The 15,511-nt window shown below is 46.2% G+C and carries 18 protein-coding genes; 10 read left to right on the forward strand and 8 right to left on the reverse strand.

From position 1 onward, the window contains the following. Positions 1-158: 158 nt before the first annotated feature. The 4 genes from ACFS25_RS00350 (at position 159) to nadD (ending at position 2,547) form a co-directional block, all read left to right on the forward strand. Complete coding sequence (locus tag ACFS25_RS00350; protein WP_381497395.1) at positions 159-866, forward strand: sigma-70 family RNA polymerase sigma factor; 708 nt, start codon at positions 159-161, stop codon at positions 864-866. Positions 867-995: 129 nt separating this feature from the next. Continuing rightward, positions 996-1,238, forward strand: a complete 243-nt coding sequence (locus ACFS25_RS00355; protein WP_381497396.1) for a hypothetical protein — start codon at positions 996-998, stop codon at positions 1,236-1,238. Between the two features lie 95 nt (positions 1,239-1,333). Continuing rightward, on the forward strand, positions 1,334-1,933 hold the full coding sequence (gmk, locus tag ACFS25_RS00360) for a guanylate kinase (RefSeq protein ID WP_381496414.1): 600 nt from the start codon (positions 1,334-1,336) through the stop codon (positions 1,931-1,933). 41 nt (positions 1,934-1,974) lie between these two features. Next, complete coding sequence (gene nadD, locus ACFS25_RS00365) at positions 1,975-2,547, forward strand: nicotinate (nicotinamide) nucleotide adenylyltransferase (protein WP_381496415.1); 573 nt, start codon at positions 1,975-1,977, stop codon at positions 2,545-2,547. A 48-nt stretch (positions 2,548-2,595) separates the two neighbouring features. Here the strand turns inward: nadD and ACFS25_RS00370 are convergent, their stop codons facing one another. From ACFS25_RS00370 to cysS, 3 genes are all read right to left on the reverse strand, one after another. Further along, the gene (locus tag ACFS25_RS00370) at positions 2,596-3,039 is read right to left on the reverse strand and encodes a hypothetical protein (RefSeq protein WP_381496416.1); all 444 of its coding nucleotides are present in this window, start codon (positions 3,037-3,039) and stop codon (positions 2,596-2,598) included. Beyond that, positions 3,029-4,054, reverse strand: coding sequence for a M28 family peptidase (locus tag ACFS25_RS00375; protein WP_381496417.1), 1,026 nt, complete (start codon positions 4,052-4,054; stop codon positions 3,029-3,031). The genes ACFS25_RS00370 and ACFS25_RS00375 overlap by 11 nt, the downstream gene beginning before the upstream one ends. 74 nt (positions 4,055-4,128) lie before the next feature. Continuing rightward, a complete protein-coding gene (gene cysS / locus ACFS25_RS00380) occupies positions 4,129-5,628 on the reverse strand; it encodes a cysteine--tRNA ligase (protein ID WP_381497397.1) in 1,500 nt (499 codons plus the stop codon). Between the two features lie 163 nt (positions 5,629-5,791). Here cysS and ACFS25_RS00385 point away from each other — a divergent pair, with 163 nt between their 5' ends. Both ACFS25_RS00385 and ACFS25_RS00390 read left to right on the forward strand, forming a co-directional pair. After that, positions 5,792-6,988 carry a hypothetical protein gene (locus tag ACFS25_RS00385; RefSeq protein ID WP_381496418.1) on the forward strand — a complete coding sequence of 399 codons (1,197 nt, stop codon included), beginning with the start codon at positions 5,792-5,794 and terminating at the stop codon, positions 6,986-6,988. 11 nt (positions 6,989-6,999) lie between these two features. Beyond that, positions 7,000-7,914, forward strand: coding sequence for a PfkB family carbohydrate kinase (locus ACFS25_RS00390; RefSeq protein WP_381496419.1), 915 nt, complete (start codon positions 7,000-7,002; stop codon positions 7,912-7,914). Between the two features lie 87 nt (positions 7,915-8,001). On the opposite strand, the gene ACFS25_RS00395 is transcribed toward ACFS25_RS00390, so the two are convergent. The 3 genes from ACFS25_RS00395 to ACFS25_RS00405 all read right to left on the reverse strand — a co-directional run bounded on the left by ACFS25_RS00395 (position 8,002) and on the right by ACFS25_RS00405 (position 10,134). Continuing rightward, positions 8,002-8,811: a ferritin-like domain-containing protein gene (locus tag ACFS25_RS00395; RefSeq protein ID WP_381496420.1), complete on the reverse strand. Its 810-nt coding sequence runs from the start codon at positions 8,809-8,811 to the stop codon at positions 8,002-8,004. A gap of 18 nt (positions 8,812-8,829) precedes the next feature. Then, positions 8,830-9,555, reverse strand: coding sequence for a ferritin-like domain-containing protein (locus ACFS25_RS00400; RefSeq protein ID WP_381496421.1), 726 nt, complete (start codon positions 9,553-9,555; stop codon positions 8,830-8,832). Positions 9,556-9,840: 285 nt separating this feature from the next. After that, positions 9,841-10,134 carry a hypothetical protein gene (locus tag ACFS25_RS00405; protein WP_381496422.1) on the reverse strand — a complete coding sequence of 98 codons (294 nt, stop codon included), beginning with the start codon at positions 10,132-10,134 and terminating at the stop codon, positions 9,841-9,843. Positions 10,135-10,340: 206 nt separating this feature from the next. Between ACFS25_RS00405 and ACFS25_RS00410 the strand changes: the two genes are divergently transcribed. Beyond that, complete coding sequence (locus ACFS25_RS00410) at positions 10,341-11,135, forward strand: glucose 1-dehydrogenase (protein ID WP_381496423.1); 795 nt, start codon at positions 10,341-10,343, stop codon at positions 11,133-11,135. Between the two features lie 46 nt (positions 11,136-11,181). On the opposite strand, the gene ybeY is transcribed toward ACFS25_RS00410, so the two are convergent. Next, entirely contained in the window at positions 11,182-11,595 is a 414-nt protein-coding gene (ybeY, locus tag ACFS25_RS00415; protein WP_381496424.1) for an rRNA maturation RNase YbeY, read from the reverse strand. Positions 11,596-11,623: 28 nt separating this feature from the next. Between ybeY and ACFS25_RS00420 the strand changes: the two genes are divergently transcribed. The 3 genes from ACFS25_RS00420 (at position 11,624) to bioD (ending at position 14,659) form a co-directional block, all read left to right on the forward strand. After that, entirely contained in the window at positions 11,624-12,649 is a 1,026-nt protein-coding gene (locus ACFS25_RS00420; RefSeq protein WP_381496425.1) for a quinone oxidoreductase family protein, read from the forward strand. Between the two features lie 182 nt (positions 12,650-12,831). Continuing rightward, positions 12,832-14,019, forward strand: a complete 1,188-nt coding sequence (locus tag ACFS25_RS00425) for an aminotransferase class I/II-fold pyridoxal phosphate-dependent enzyme (RefSeq protein WP_381496426.1) — start codon at positions 12,832-12,834, stop codon at positions 14,017-14,019. Then, the gene (gene bioD, locus ACFS25_RS00430) at positions 14,006-14,659 is read left to right on the forward strand and encodes a dethiobiotin synthase (protein WP_381496427.1); all 654 of its coding nucleotides are present in this window, start codon (positions 14,006-14,008) and stop codon (positions 14,657-14,659) included. The genes ACFS25_RS00425 and bioD overlap by 14 nt, the downstream gene beginning before the upstream one ends. Here the strand turns inward: bioD and ACFS25_RS00435 are convergent. After that, complete coding sequence (locus ACFS25_RS00435; protein WP_381496428.1) at positions 14,612-15,463, reverse strand: aminotransferase class IV; 852 nt, start codon at positions 15,461-15,463, stop codon at positions 14,612-14,614. The genes bioD and ACFS25_RS00435 overlap by 48 nt on opposite strands. Positions 15,464-15,511: the final 48 nt, after the last annotated feature.

Raw genomic sequence — 15,511 nt, forward strand, 5'->3', positions numbered from 1 at the left:
ACTCACATTTCCCCTTTTTTTTAAGAAAGGATTAATTTTTGTAGTTGACATGTTGATACTACTCAGCGAATTGGTTCGCCAAATTATCGAATTCGTTGACTTTTGCCGATAGTAAACGGCAATTAACTCTTACTTTTATGGCGACCATACACGAAGTTATGTCAGATACGCCAACTCGCGACGATCAGGACCGCACCGGAATGCCGGACCACGGCGGACCGGCTGGACCGGACCAATTGTTACCAGACGGAGACCACCCCGTTGAACAGCCCTCGGCTGATACACCTGCTCGCCGGTACACCGATGAGCAGAAATATCAGGTTTTCAATAAAGAGTTTATGCCCCACATCGACTCCATGTACAACTTTGCTTTTCGCTTAACGACCGACGAGGACGATGCGAACGATCTTGTGCAGGATACGTATTTGAAGGCATTTCGGTTCATTTCATCTTTTGAACAAGGAACTAACGCAAAAGCATGGCTGTTTCGGATTCTGAAGAACAGCTTCATCAACGATTACAGGAAAAAAAGTAAAGAACCAGCTAAAGTAGATTATCAGGACGTTGAGACGACCTATAACTCCGAAGATGCTGAATCTGAACATACGGTTGACCTTCGGGCCGAATCCGTTTCTGATTTAATTGGTGATGAAGTGGCAACTGCTCTAAACTCGTTGCCAGTTGATTTTCGGACAGTTATTATTCTCTGCGACATCGAAGGATTTACGTATGAGGAGATGGCTAAAATTCTGGATATCCCGATTGGTACTGTACGGTCACGTTTGCACCGAGCCCGCAACCTATTGAAAGAAAAATTGCGCGATTATGCATCTTCAATGGGCTATAAAGAAGAAAATGAAGAGTAAACCGAACTTTTTATAACTCTATTTTGGTTCTGCTAATAACTTAATGGTATTATTATTCTTGGAATAAATAAAATTTTTCCAATGCAAACGTCCTTGTCACCATCATCTTCATCCGATGCCAAGCCCGAGATGAAAGAACATTGCGGCCACAGTGCCGACTGCTTGAAGATGATTCAGTTGATTCTGGATGGCGAAGCCACCGAACAACAGCTCGCCAAAGTGAAAGCTAATCTGGAATCCTGCAAACCCTGCATTGAGATGTATCATCTCGAAAAAGAAGTGAAGGAGTTGCTGACCAAACGAATTGAAAAACGATGCTGCCCTGAGCAGTTAGTAGCGACGATTAAATCCCGAATTCTGAGTTTTAGTTAGTTGAAACAAACGCAATTGGGGTAATTAGGGCAATGCTTTAAAGCAGCCCTAATTACCCCAATTTTATTACAGACCCCACCAATCTATCATCTACCGTGGACGGTAAACTGATCATTTTTTCTGCCCCCTCCGGTTCGGGCAAGACTACCATTGTTAAGCATTTGTTGGCCGAGAACACGAATCTCGGCTTTTCCATTTCGGCATGCACCCGTGATCGCCGGGGACGGGCCGAAGAGAATGGAAAAGATTACTACTTTCTGACACCTGAAGAATTCAAACAGAAAATTGATACTAACGAATTTGTTGAATGGGAAGAGGTTTATATTGGTGCATTTTATGGCACCCTGAAAGCCGAGATTCAACGTCTTTGGGATAATGGCAAACATGTTTTATTCGACGTAGACGTGCAGGGCGGCTTAAAATTGAAAGAATATTATGGGGACAAAGCCCTAGCCGTTTTTGTGAAAGTGCCCGATGAAGAAACCCTTCGCCAACGTCTGATTGGCCGTGGTTCTGAAACCGAAGAAAGCTTATCCAAACGGCTGTTTAAAGTCCATTTCGAAATGAGTTTTCAAAACCGTTTTGACGTGGTTTTAGTAAACGACGACTTGGAAACATCTCTCCAGAAAGCCCAGAAGCTAGTTGAGGATTTTGTGTACGAAAATAAAGTGCCACCGAAAGCGACGATGATTTAATAATAGACTTGCAAGGTTTTTGACGCTTCCTTATTACTCTGATGAAAATAGGCCTTTTTTTCGGCTCCTTCAATCCTATCCACATTGGCCATCTGATTATTGCTAACGCAATAGCCACAACAACTGACCTCGAACAAGTGTGGTTTGTGGTTTCGCCCCAAAATCCCTTTAAGAAGAGTAAAAGTCTGTTGCATGAATTTGACCGGCTCGACATGGTTGAGCGGGCTATAGCTGATAATAGTCGCCTGAAGGCGACTAACATTGAGTTTTCGATGCCGAAACCCAGCTATACGATTGATACGCTAACGCGACTGAGTGAAAAATATCCGCAGCACACGTTTCGGCTTATCATGGGCGAAGACAATCTAGAGCAGTTTGCTAACTGGAAAAACTATGACAAAATCCTGGAATATTACGGCCTAAGTATATACCCGCGCCCCAGAAGCAAAGAGAGTGAATTTAAAACCCACCCGAATGTCAGTTTAGTTGAAGCCCCGCTGTTAGATATTTCTGCGACGTTTATTCGTGACAGTATACGAGCCAATCGCTCCATTCGGTATATGGTGCCAGACATAGTGGAGGAAATGATTACAAGGAAAAAATTTTATTTGTAACGCAGTCGGCAAGATGTCTCAGACCAAAATGCGGCTGGAAGCACTGTCTCAGGGAATCCCGTTCTGAAATGTAATCTCCGTTGCCAGACCAACAGCGCTCATACGAATGGCAACTGAGCGACTCATCGATTTGCTACCAGCCTGGTCGCATTGAGGCCCTTTTTCCAGATAATAGACATAAAATTTCTGATTCCGGTCGGCAATTTGATTGACGTCAGGCCGACCGAGTAACTCACCGATGGTGTTGGACGAATTGCCTTTCAGGTTCTGAACCTCGGCTCTGAAGTCGGGTATAAGCGTAGCCCGAACACCATTGCAGCCGCCCCGGTCTCCTCGCCATTTTTTTAGATCAAGTTTGCCAAAGTGGTCGGGTGCTGGGCCACAGCTATTAAATAAGCAGATGCCTACAGTACAAAAAAACAGAGGCCGCGCTATCCACTTACCCACTTGCTCACTGAACGTCAGTACGGTTATTGCTCGCTTATTGTTCATTATAAAGTACTTGTAAGAGCGTCTGGCCCACGGCTTTAAGTGTACCCCGGTCAATATAGCGCATATCGTCAGCAAGAGTGTGGTGAGCTGGAAAAAAGCCACCCGAGATTGTATTGAGTTGAATTATATCAATTGTCGGAATTTTTGCGATATAGTTGGGAGCAACATGATCGTCTGTAATCTCTCCGCCGGGGGTATCAATAAAATACTGACTAAAGCCCAATCGGCTGGCCGTTTGCCAAACGTTATTAACAACCGTAGGCGCAAACTTCATCGAAAGCCCTTCTTTAGGAAAAGTAGCTCCTTTTGCACCAACCATATCTAACAGAATACCATAGTAGGCCGAGTAGCCAGGTTTATGGGGGGTTTTCGACCAGTAGCGGGAACCAAGGCCGTAGCCTAAATAATCAATCTCTCCACTTCCTTTTTCAAAGTCCTTAGTTGCTTTCTCGCCATCCCCTAAATCTTCGACATCAAAGCAGATGAAATCAATACCAATATAGGGCTTCGACTTGGTCTGTTGAATGGAACGTGCCAATTCGAGCATAACGGCAACGCCACTGGCACCATCGTTAGCCGCTGGTACGGGCTTGGTTCTGTTTGCGACTATACTGTCTGAATCGGCAATAGGACGTGAATCCCAGTGTGAAGAAATAAAGATGCGCTTGCCAGCCAACGGATTAATACTGCCAATAATGTTACGGGCATTTATTTTTCTGCCATCCCAAGTGGTCGCTATAAATGACTGCACAGTAACGTCGCACCCGAATTGCTTGAACTTAGCCGCTAAATAATCAGCCGTATGTACATGAGCAGGTGTATTCGGTACACGTGGACCAAAAGCCAGCTGCTTTTCTATGTACAAATAGGCTGAATCGGCGTTGAAAGTTGGGGCTGATACAGTAGCTGGCTGCTCAGTAGTTTGCGTATTATCGCTTTGAGATTGCTTGGTTCGGCAACTGGCAGCTGTTAATAGTAGTAAAGCTATCGAGTAGCCCAAAATAGATTTATTCATTGGTAAACGTTCTCGGTCAGCGTTCTGATGTCACTTTTATATAGCAACCGGCCAGCAGGACGCTGACCAGGATATTACTCTTCATATGCCCAATCAATCTGGTGTTTCATGTCTTTGATGGCCAGACCCTGCGCCTTAAAGTACGAACGAATCTGGTCTACTTTGTCGTATTGCCGCTGCTCTTTGTATTCGCGATAAAGGGTCAATAAACCTTCCAGAACAGGTTGATTATTGGTGCCTTCTTCAAGTAAGCCAAGCACATCCTGCATGAATGTTATAAACGACTCTTTGAGTAAATTAAATACCTCTTCGCCCAGCGATGATGCCTGAAGCTGGCTGAGGTAAAGCATATTAATGTACTTCAGTAACGTAAATAGTTGCGCAATACCAACGGCTGTGTTGAGGTCGTCGTTCATAGCGTCGTAAAACTGCTTGACGGCCTGCCGAATGTCCTGTCGTCGGGCCTCATCAGAAGCATCAACACTTGAACTATCTTCACCAGCTTGGTAGGTCATCGTTTTAACGACACGCAAGCCATTAGCCAAACGACGGTAGCCTTTTTGAGCCGCTTTGAGGGCATCATTCGAGAAATCGAGCGTGCTCCGATAATGCGACTGAAGCATGAAGAAACGCACCGTCATGGGGCTATAGGCCTGTTCGAGCAGATAGTGGCTACCGGCAAAAAGTTCGGATGGCAGGAATGAATTTCCCAACGACTTCGACATTTTTTGCCCGTTAACTGTCAGCATATTCGAATGCATCCAGTAGCGAACAGGGTCAATTCCGGTAAGCCCATCGCCCTGCGCAATTTCGCATTCATGGTGTGGAAACTTCAGGTCCATCCCGCCACCGTGAATATCAAATTGCTTACCCAGGTATTTGGTGCTCATGCAGGTACACTCCAGGTGCCATCCAGGAAAGCCTTCGCCCCAGGGTGAATTCCACCGCATGAGATGCTCAGGAGCCGCTCGTTTCCAGATAGCAAAATCGAGCGGACTGCGCTTTTCTGACTGACCATCTAACTCACGGGTTTCATTGAGCAAGTCATCCAGAATACGTCCGGAAAGTTTACCATAATTACCGCCCCGCTGGTTATAGGTCTCGATGTCGAAATAGACAGACCCGTTTGATTCATAGGCCAGTTCCTTTGCCAGCAGTGCCTGCACCGCTTCAATCTGCTCGACCATGTGGCCCGTTGCGGTAGGTTCGATACTTGGCGGAAACGTATTGAACTGCTTCATAACGGTATGGAAATCGTTTGTGAAGCGTTGCACAATTTCCATTGGTTCAACCTTTTCTAACTTAGCCATCCGGCCAATTTTATCTTCACCATCGTCGCCATCACCAACCAAATGCCCAACATCGGTAAGGTTGCGCACATACCGGACTTTATAGCCGATAAATGTTAGATACCGATAGAGCGTATCGAAGGTTAAAAACGTGCGGACGTTGCCGAGGTGAACATAATTATAAACGGTAGGTCCGCAAACGTACATACCTACATAAGGCGCATTGAGCGGTTCAAACAGTTCTTTTTTGCGAGCAAGCGTATTGTATACGTGGAGTGGTTGCATTCGATTTTGTGTCATGGCTTTGGCCGCCCGGTCAGAACCGGGACGAAAACAAGCTCCCAAAGTTAGGGATTGTTAAGCGGAAAACGGTAGCCCACTTACGCAGCCCGGACCTTTTGGCTATATTCGCATTTTGTTTTGAAAATTTACCCGCTCATATTCTGAAATGCAGGTAGTTGAGGTAGGCGAAAACGCCCGATATCAGAAAGAATTTATTCAGTTTCCAGTGCGGCTATATCGTACTGACTCATGCTGGATTCGGCCATTGGATACCGACGTAGAGGAAGTGTTTGACCCAACTCGTAATAAGCGGTTCGAACACGGCGAATGCGTTCGGTATTTGTTGTTGAATGATAAAAACGAAACCATCGGTCGGGTGGCAGCCTTCATTGATCGTGAAATTGCCAATCTCGATAATGATCAGCCAACAGGCGGACTAGGTTTTTTTGAGTGCATCAATGACCAGTTGGCAGCTTTCGCGCTGTTCGACGCTGGAAAAACGTGGTTGCAGAGACGAGGCATGGAAGCGATGGATGGTCCCATCAATTTTGGTGACCGCGATCGTTGGTGGGGCCTGTTAGTTGATGGTTTCGACCGGGAGCCCAACTATTGTATGCCCTATACGAAGCCGTATTACATTCCATTTTTTGAGAATTACGGCTTCAAAGATTACTTTAAGCAGTATACGTTCGGCATTCCAACAACATGGGCAAAACTGGTGGATATGTCGCAGGCGGTGAAAGACCGTGCCCAGCGCATCTTCCAAAATCCGGAGTATAGTTTTCGGACGATTGATAAAAAGCAACTGCCCGCAGCCGCTGAGCAGTTCCGGCATATTTATAATGCTGCGTGGGCAGGCCATAGCGGGGTTAAGGAAATGTCGGCTGCTCAGGCACAGGTACTTATGCAGAAACTGAAGCCGGTTATCGACGAAAAAATCATCTATTTTGCTTACTACAAAGATGAGCCAATCGCTTTTTTTGTCTGCTTACCTGAATTGAATCAGGTTTTCAAATACGTCAACGGCAAACTGGATCTTATTGGCAAACTGAAATTTCTGTGGCATGTACTTTTGAAAACCAACCATAAAGCCTTCGGGGTCGTGTTTGGCGTGGCCCCGGAACATCAGGGTAAAGGGGTTGAAGCAGCTATTGCTCTCCGAATGCCCCATGAAGCCGACAACAACCCGAACTTCCAATACACCGAATTGGAGATGAATTGGGTGGGCGATTTTAATCCGATTATGGTGCGGTTCGTGAGTCAATTAGGGTCGAAGATTGTCAAGACGCACATTACGTACCGTAAATTGTTCGACGAGACCAAACCATTTAAACGCTGTCCGGTAATTGGGCGGAGAAAATAAACCAAGAAAAAATGAGCTTACTTACCGTTGGTTCCGTGGCATTCGATGCGCTGGAAACCCCATTTGGCAAAACTGACAAAATCATTGGCGGTGCCGCCACATACATCACGCTCTCGGCGTCATACTTTACGAAAGAAAACAATCTGGTTGGCGTTGTGGGAGATGATTTTCCACAAACCATGATTGACGATCTCAATCAGCACGGCGTTGATACGGAAGGCTTACAGATTCGGGTGGGGGAGAAGACCTTCTTCTGGTCGGGTAAGTACCACAACGACATGAACTCCCGCGACACGGTGGAGGTGCAGTTGAATGTAATGGCAGATTTTGATCCCATAATTCCAGAATCGTATCAGAATTGCCAATACTTAATGCTGGGCAATACAGCTCCATCCATTCAGCAAACAGTGATTGAACGGTTGCAAAAGCGTCCTAAACTCATCGTACTCGACACAATGAATCTCTGGATTGAAATTGCCAACCCCGATTTAATGAGTCTTCTTAAGTTGGTCGATGTGCTGGTTGTCAATGATGAAGAAGCCCGGCAATTGACTCACGAGTATTCGTTAGTGAAAGCTGCGGCTAAGATTCGGACGATGGGGCCGCAAACAGTTATTATTAAAAAAGGTGAGCATGGCGCATTACTGTTCAGTGAAGGCCAGGTTTTCTTTGCTCCGGCGCTTCCGCTGGAAGAAGTATTTGACCCAACGGGCGCGGGCGACACCTTTGCCGGTGGTTTTATCGGCCACTTAGCCAAAACCGATGATATTTCATTCGATAACATGAAACGGGCCATTATCTATGGTTCAGCTATGGCGTCTTTCTGTGTCGAGAAGTTTGGAGCTGAGCGAATTATGAATCTAACTCAGGATGAAATTCAGGCTCGGGTAAATGAGTTTGTAACGCTATCGGCGTTTGGCTTATAACAGTCTAGTTCTGTTCTTTCTACACAAACAAGCCGCCCGTGAATCACAGGCGGCTTATTCATTAATAGACAACTTAATACGTAATTTCTATGCTAAGAAAGGCGTAACAAGAACCAGTACATCAGCTTTGCTGAGCGGTTCGTCGAAGGCTTCGGTAACCATATTAGACGTTATCCGGGTATCACTAGCCAGCGCAGTAGCCAAGTTAACACCAGCCTGCGTTAGATTATCTTCACCCTTATAATTGCCATCTACAACTGAAGGAAGACCTTGCATGGCAGCAGTACCGCCCGTGATCCATCCTTTCTGACCCCGCATATAGCGTACATTGGCAGCATGAGCAGCTTCTGTAGCGTGAATTTGTAGAGCTACCTGCAAGATAGGCTTCGCATTCATCAAGTTAGGGGCCTGTCCTTTGTAAGCCCGAACGCCGGTATCTTCAAGCGTTTGCGCAATAGCCGAGAACGTTGCGAAGTTGGTAAACGTGTCCGTAAAGGTACCCTTAGCTGAGAAATCGAACTTAGGTTTTGCAACAGCAGATGAGCCAAGTACCGATTTCAGTAATCGAACGTGTACTTGTTCGTGCTCCCGTATAAGCTCAAATGCTGCCGAATAATTGCTAGGAATCATTGACAGATTGTGTCCAATATCGTAAAATTCGAACTCTAAGTATTCTAATGTGAGCGCAAAGTTGAGTACGTCTACTACATTAGATGGCAAAGTACTTGCTTGTCCGTAGGCTGTAGTTAGCGCAGAAGCCATGATGGCTGGTGCGGCAACGGCAATAGTTTTTTTAGTCAAAGAGCTAAATAAGCCCCGACGTGAGACGTGTGCTAAGCGGTCGAAAATCTCGCCATCCACTTTCTCAATTTCGCTAAATAAGTTCTGTAAATTCATTGGAGTTGAGTGGTTGGTTTATGACAGGCTGGCTACTAATGCGCTTGCGTCGAGTGTTTCAAGAATGTATTTCTGTGCAATTGGCAATACATACGTTGGCTCGTAAGCAAGGTGTAAACCTGTGTCACTGGTAACGATGGTTGGCCCGGCAAACGCATCTGAATGTGGGTATTGCAACTCGCGAAGAATTGAGTGGTGACGAGTTTCTACCGACACGATCTTACCGGCAAGTGTTAAATAGTCGGCGTTTGTAATGTATTTACCAGCACCATTGTAAGCACCTACACCTGTTTTTTCAAAAGCTTCAGCGGCAATCAGTACAGCTGCACGGTTGTTGAAATCAATGCTCGAAAAGTCGAAAGTCAGAGTTGGTACAAGGCTACCTACTGCTGCCTTGAAAAGCGCGCGGTGAATAATTTCGTGACCACCGATATCTGTCCACAGTGTCTTATCTGCCGAAGACATATTTGGATACGGTTTTGCCAGCACCATTTCGTAAAAAGCAGCTTCGAGCTGTTCCAGTACATAGGCGAAGGCAAGGATACCATTATCGCCAGTGGGCAACGAAACCATAGTGCCAGCAGCACGAGCACCACTAGGTTGAACAGACATTTGGTCCGCGTTGGAGCAAGCTGTAAGCAAACCGCCTGTTACAGCTGCTGCTCCCGCTACTCGCAGAAACGACCGGCGGCTGGCTGCAGCCTCCGAAGGCGTCGCTTCAGGTCGATTAGTAACATTATTCATTGAGTAAAAAATTAAGTTATGGTCTCTGCTCACTATTGAGTAGGCTGACATTATTACGTTAGATTTCTACGTTTGGATTTCCTCTACTATGACATTATATCAAAAAAACCAGAATGATTAGATAAATATCTGAAAATCAGAATATTGCGTATAATAATCTTTTGTGTCAGGCCAGAAATAATGTTTTGCGAAAGGCTTTCCAGGCCATTAAAAAAGCTGATTCGGTTGCTTATACCTTGAAGGAATAGGCAACCGAATCAGCTTTACAGAACTAGAAAATAGATCTTATAGAAATGGTTTAACAATGGCCATAACCTGGTCGCGGGTTGGCGGCTCATCAAAAGCTTCGGTAATGCCTTCAATGGATACCTGTCCCGATAGCAAATCGGCGAGGTTGATTCCCTTCTGAATTACGTTGTCTTCACCCATATATACACCAGCCGCAGCCTGTGGCAAGCCCGATGCACTAGCTAGTGGCACCCAACCCTTTTGTCCCCGCAAATAGCGAACGCGTGCTGCGTGAGTGGCTTCGGTAGCATGAATGCGCAGAGCCGTTTCCAAAATGGGTTTGGCATTCATAATACGTATTTAGTTTTCAGGCAGCCCGTCTAAATTCTATTCAGCTGTAAATACACATACAGATAAGAGTTGTTTGGCGTACCAGCGAACTGTTCTTACAGGTAAAGAAAAGGGTATGTTTCCTGAAATTGATTTCCACAAAAACGGCTATTAAACCACAAAATAAATCTATTTTCGACTTCTGGATAGCCGTATCTGAAAACCATATGTCGAATTTTGCCAACCAAATTGCATTTATCACGGGTGCTGGATCGGGTATTGGTCGGGCAACAGCGCTGGCTTTTGCCAGCGAGGGAGCGAAAGTTGTTGTCGCGGAGATCAACGAAAAAAGTGGCCGGGAAACCGTTGGTTACATTCAGGAATTGGGGGGCACTGCTCTTTTTGTTCGCTGTGATGTTGCCGAGCCCGAGCAAATTGATGCGGCTATTTGGCAGACGGTTGACACGTATGGCCGGTTAGATATTGGCATCAATAATGCCGGTATTGGTGGAAAATATGGCCGGTTTATCGATCAGACAAAGGAGGACTTTGATCAGATTATGGCCGTGAATGTTGGGAGTGTATTTTATGGTATGCAAGCTCAAATCCGGCAAATGATTTTACAGCAGAAAGGGTATAATGCCAATGGCGACCACTATCCAGCCGGGGGCAAAATTGTGAATGTGTCGAGCATAGCGGGCGTTCGCGGAATGCCGATGGGAGCACCTTATAGCGCTTCGAAACATGCCGTAATTGGGTTAACAAAAACAGCCGCGCTGGAATATGTCCGGCAGAATATTCGCATTAATGCCGTTTGCCCAGTTTATACGCACTCCAGCATGGTCGATGAACTTATCAGTACGGCCCCTGGAATAGAAGAACGACTGCGCCGAATGATTCCTATTGGCCGGTTTGGACAACCGGATGAAATTGCCCAGGCAATTCTCTGGCTTTGTGCTGACGAAAATACCTTTTGTACGGGGCAGGCTATCCAACTGGATGGTGGAATGACAGCCGGATAGATTTTTGATCACCTGTTCGCCAGGTGATCTGTAATTGACAACAGGCTTATAAATGGCTTATCCACTCGTCTTCTTTTACCCGCATTTGCGCAGCTTCCTCGTCTGTTTTGTCGCCGTAGCCGCAAAGGTGTAACAGACCGTGAGCCAATACCCGGCGCATTTCCTGCTCTGCTGTTATTGCTAACTGATTGGCATTGTCGGCCACGCGATCAACACTGATAAAAATGTCACCTTCTATTTTGCCCTCTTCTTCGCTCTGGTCGAATGTAATGATGTCCGTATAGTAGTCGTGTTGAAGGTAATCCCGGTTAACTTGCAAAACGTGATCGTCGGAACAAAAAATGTAGTTTAAATCGCCTACAGCATAACCTTCTCCTTCTGCTTGCTGTTTAAGCCACTTACGGATTGCCTGTTTTTGAGTAAGTTTATACGATACGTCCTCGTTAAAAAACCGAATCATCTGTTGTTTTTAGGGACAAATATACGCTATGAAAGCCATCCTTCTTGCCGAAAAGTATCAGCCTGTGCAGCTTATAGATGCACCAGTACCTACTGCCGGACCAGACGAAGTGCTCGTAAAACTAGAGGCCGCGTCTCTCAACCATCGTGATGTATACATTCAGCAAGGCTTATATCCGGGTATAAGGCTACCGGCTATTCTGGGTTCTGATGGAGCGGGCATAGTGACTGATGTTGGTGAAGGTGTTGATACAGCTTGGCGAGGCCAGTCCGTTGTTATTAATCCTGCCATGCATTGGGGCGGAAATCCGAAGTTTTACGGGCCTGATTTTCGGATTTTAGGTATGCCCGGCAACGGCACCTTTGCCGAATATGTGGTAGTGGGCACAATGTATATTCATCATAAGCCTACGCATCTTTCTTTCGAACAGGCAGCCGCATTTCCATTGGCAGGTCTGACTGCCTGGCGGGCACTTATGACGCGGGCAGGCTTGCACATATCCGGCACTCCCGAAAAAGTTTTAGTTACAGGTATTGGCGGAGGAGCCGCTTTGTTTGCGTTGCAGTTTGCCGTAGCAGCCGGGGCCGAAGTTTGGGTAACATCTGGTTCTGAAGAAAAACTGGTTGCGGCAAAAGCATTGGGCGCAACTGGCGGAGTTAATTATCGTGAACCCGATTGGGCTAACACACTCACGACCCAAACGGGTGGCGGTCGGGCTGGCTACTTTGATGTCATCATCGACAGTGCGGGCGGGGCGGGATTTTCAAAACTAATTGATGTTGCCGCATCGGGTGGCCGGATTGCTTTTTTTGGTGGGACGACCGGCAATATCACCGACATTATTCCGCCAAAAGTATTCTTTAAACAGCTATCTATTTTCGGCTCAACGATGGGTACCGAGCGGGAGTTTGCAGACATGCTTTCGTTTATAGCTGACAAACAGATTGTGCCCGTTCTGGACGAGATTTTCCCGTTAATAGACACAGAACGCGCTATGCAAAAAATGGATACTGGTAAACAGTTTGGGAAAATTGTTTTCAAAATAGGCGGTTAACGGGTTTCGTAGTTGAGTATTTAATCTACTTTTAACCTTATTTTTATCTTCACACCTGTAATTTCATCTATATAGAATAGTTATCCACAATTGCAATGTGGATAACTACCTACTTACACACATTTTGGCAATTGATGGTCAATTACTGGTAACCGTTTGCGCTCACGATTTACCTTTGTTATATGCTCACTTTAAGGCGCTCAATTACCCATACATTATCCGAACGATTAGCAAATTATCAGCAGGAAGGCTTGCTGCGGCAACTGCGAACTGTCGATGAATCTATTGACTTTTGCTCGAATGACTACCTCGGTTTTGCGCGTTCTAGTGAGCTTAAAATGGCTATTCAACAAGCCGACATCAATCACACTAATGGACGGACCGGTGCAACCGGCTCCCGACTTTTAGCCGGACAAACTACTCTGGCTGACGAGGTAGAACAGGAGTTAGCACGATTTTATGGAACGGAATCTGCGCTTATTTTTAACTCCGGATATGATGCAAACATAGGCTTACTGGCTTGCCTACCCAAAGCAGGTGACACGCTCTTGACCGATGAGTTAATTCACGCCAGTATGATTGATGGGGCACGACTCAGTTATGCAACCCGTCATCGCTTTCTTCATAATGATTTGGCTGATCTGGAAATCAAACTGAAACAGGCATCACACCAAGTGGGTGGACAAGTTTTTGTAGCGGTAGAATCGGTTTATTCGATGGATGGTGACATGGCTCCGCTTCGTAAACTAGCTGATATCTGCGACCAGTACGGGGCAGGATTAGTAGTAGATGAAGCTCACGCAACAGGGGTCTATGGGTCTGGTCAAAATGGTGAAGGGTTGGTGGCTGAATTAGGATTACAGGAACGGGTTCTGGCTAGAATTCACACGTTTGGGAAAGCATTGGGCGTTCATGGAGCCGCCATTGTTGGCCCGGCTGTGCTACGCTCGTATCTTATTAATTTTGCCCGCCCATTTATTTACACGACGGCCTTACCTCCTCACAGTTTGCTTGCAATTCGCTGCGCGCATGAGCAAGTGAAGTCTACGACTGCTCAGCAACAACTTCACGAAAGAATTACTTATTTCCGTCAGCAGGTAAGCAACGTGTTGCCCGGTACTAATTGGACTGATAGCCAGTCGCCAATTCAGTGTCTGATTATTCCGGGCAATGAGCAAGCTCGCTATGTTGCCACCGAAGCCCAACGTATCGGCTTTGATGTGCGGGCCATTCTTAGCCCAACAGTGCCGGTTGGGCGGGAGCGTTTACGGCTTTGTGTGCATGCCTTTAACACAACCTATGAAATAGACCGGCTATTAACTATTTTACATGTTGCCTTGTCGGACATCTTAACTAATGAACATGACTAAGTTAATCGTCGCCGGTATTGGAACGGAAATTGGTAAAACGGTCGCGTCAGCGGTTTTAGTCGAAGCCTTACGAGCCGATTATTGGAAGCCAATTCAATCCGGTGCACTAGGCAATTCCGATACGGACACTGTGCGTCGGTTGGTGAGTAATCCAACGTCATACTTTCACGCGGAAGCGTATCGACTGACACAACCGCTATCGCCACACGCAGCGGCTGAAATCGACGGTATCTCAATTGAACTGGCTACTATCAGCGTACCATCAACCCATAATGCACTGATTATCGAACTGGCGGGCGGCTTAATGGTTCCTCTCAATAGTCACGACCTAAACATTGATTTGGTGCAGAAGCTGGGACTACCGGTGGTATTGGTCTCCCGAAACTATTTGGGAAGTATCAACCATACACTTCTGTCAGTTGACGTATGCCGTAGCCGCAGTATTCCCCTCGTGGGTATTCTGTTCAATGGCCCTACTGTTCCGACTACGGAAACGTTTATTTTGACTTATACCGGTTTGCCCTGCGTTGGCCGAATTGGGCAGGAAGAGGTTATGACAAAGGCAACTATTCGCCATTATGCAACGTCGATATTACCAGGTCTTCACCAATTCGTTAAACCGTTCCAGCAAGAATTTTGATTTCGGTCCAACATGCCCGTTACCAATAGTTAAATCGCCGATTTGGGTGATAGACAATATCTTTTTGGTTGAACTGGTCGTGAACGCTTCGTCGGCGTCATAAAGCTCGGAAAGGAGTACGGGTCGTTCTTCAACCTGAAAATCGCTTTGGGCCAGTTGAAGGACAGTTTTGCGGGTAATGCCGTGTAAAATATGGCGATCGGGCGTAACAAGTCGATCACCCTTAACAAGAAAGAAATTACTCCGGCTTAGTTCGCTTATTTCGCCCCCTTTCTGATATAGCAAATCCGACGCACGAGCGGCTCGAATTGCTTCGGCCATTAGAATAACACGCTTATAATCTGTACTTTTTACTTCGGCCATTTCCCGGACATAATCGTCTAAAATCACCTTGATTCCCTGTTCGTACTGAATCGTCGGCACGGGGTGAATCATCTCGGTCATAATGAGTAGGTTTGGCCGCTCGACAGTGATACTATCCGCCGAATAGCCACCTGTCAGAACAAACCGAAACCCTACGTCAATTGGGTTTGACAAGCCACTAGTAAGTCGTGCTTTATTGCTACGCTCCACAAGATTCATGACGATAGCATAAGTCTCGTCCTTACTAAGGGGCAACCGTAAATGCATACGAGAAGCCGAATTCTGAAATCGCTCCCAGTACCAATCCCATTGAAAAGGCCGCCCGTTATAAGTCAGGAAATAGTCAAACAGCCCATAACCACGAAGCAGACTAAGGTCTGTAACACCAACTGCTAGCTGGTCAGTAGGGGCAATGGTGCCATTAAAATAGCCGTAGTACATGGGAAAAGCGTTAGTTGGACTCGGTGGTCAAAGGTACGGGAAATGTGC

Origin of the sequence: Spirosoma flavum (assembly GCF_042686045.1) — a bacterium.
Taxonomy (GTDB): Bacteria; Bacteroidota; Bacteroidia; order Cytophagales; family Spirosomataceae; genus Spirosoma; species Spirosoma flavum.

Coding starts and splice junctions, on each gene's coding strand:
- ACFS25_RS00350 (WP_381497395.1), top strand. CDS start 159: ATGTCAGATACGCCAACTCGCGACGATCAGGACCGCACCGGAATGCCG.
- ACFS25_RS00355 (WP_381497396.1), top strand. CDS start 996: ATGAAAGAACATTGCGGCCACAGTGCCGACTGCTTGAAGATGATTCAG.
- nadD (WP_381496415.1), top strand. CDS start 1,975: ATGAAAATAGGCCTTTTTTTCGGCTCCTTCAATCCTATCCACATTGGC.
- ACFS25_RS00370 (WP_381496416.1), bottom strand. CDS start 3,039: ATGAACAATAAGCGAGCAATAACCGTACTGACGTTCAGTGAGCAAGTG.
- ACFS25_RS00375 (WP_381496417.1), bottom strand. CDS start 4,054: ATGAATAAATCTATTTTGGGCTACTCGATAGCTTTACTACTATTAACA.
- cysS (WP_381497397.1), bottom strand. CDS start 5,628: ATGCAACCACTCCACGTATACAATACGCTTGCTCGCAAAAAAGAACTG.
- ACFS25_RS00385 (WP_381496418.1), top strand. CDS start 5,792: ATGCAGGTAGTTGAGGTAGGCGAAAACGCCCGATATCAGAAAGAATTT.
- ACFS25_RS00390 (WP_381496419.1), top strand. CDS start 7,000: ATGAGCTTACTTACCGTTGGTTCCGTGGCATTCGATGCGCTGGAAACC.
- ACFS25_RS00395 (WP_381496420.1), bottom strand. CDS start 8,811: ATGAATTTACAGAACTTATTTAGCGAAATTGAGAAAGTGGATGGCGAG.
- ACFS25_RS00400 (WP_381496421.1), bottom strand. CDS start 9,555: ATGAATAATGTTACTAATCGACCTGAAGCGACGCCTTCGGAGGCTGCA.
- ACFS25_RS00405 (WP_381496422.1), bottom strand. CDS start 10,134: ATGAATGCCAAACCCATTTTGGAAACGGCTCTGCGCATTCATGCTACC.
- ACFS25_RS00410 (WP_381496423.1), top strand. CDS start 10,341: ATGTCGAATTTTGCCAACCAAATTGCATTTATCACGGGTGCTGGATCG.
- ybeY (WP_381496424.1), bottom strand. CDS start 11,595: ATGATTCGGTTTTTTAACGAGGACGTATCGTATAAACTTACTCAAAAA.
- ACFS25_RS00420 (WP_381496425.1), top strand. CDS start 11,624: ATGAAAGCCATCCTTCTTGCCGAAAAGTATCAGCCTGTGCAGCTTATA.
- ACFS25_RS00425 (WP_381496426.1), top strand. CDS start 12,832: ATGCTCACTTTAAGGCGCTCAATTACCCATACATTATCCGAACGATTA.
- bioD (WP_381496427.1), top strand. CDS start 14,006: ATGAACATGACTAAGTTAATCGTCGCCGGTATTGGAACGGAAATTGGT.
- ACFS25_RS00435 (WP_381496428.1), bottom strand. CDS start 15,463: ATGTACTACGGCTATTTTAATGGCACCATTGCCCCTACTGACCAGCTA.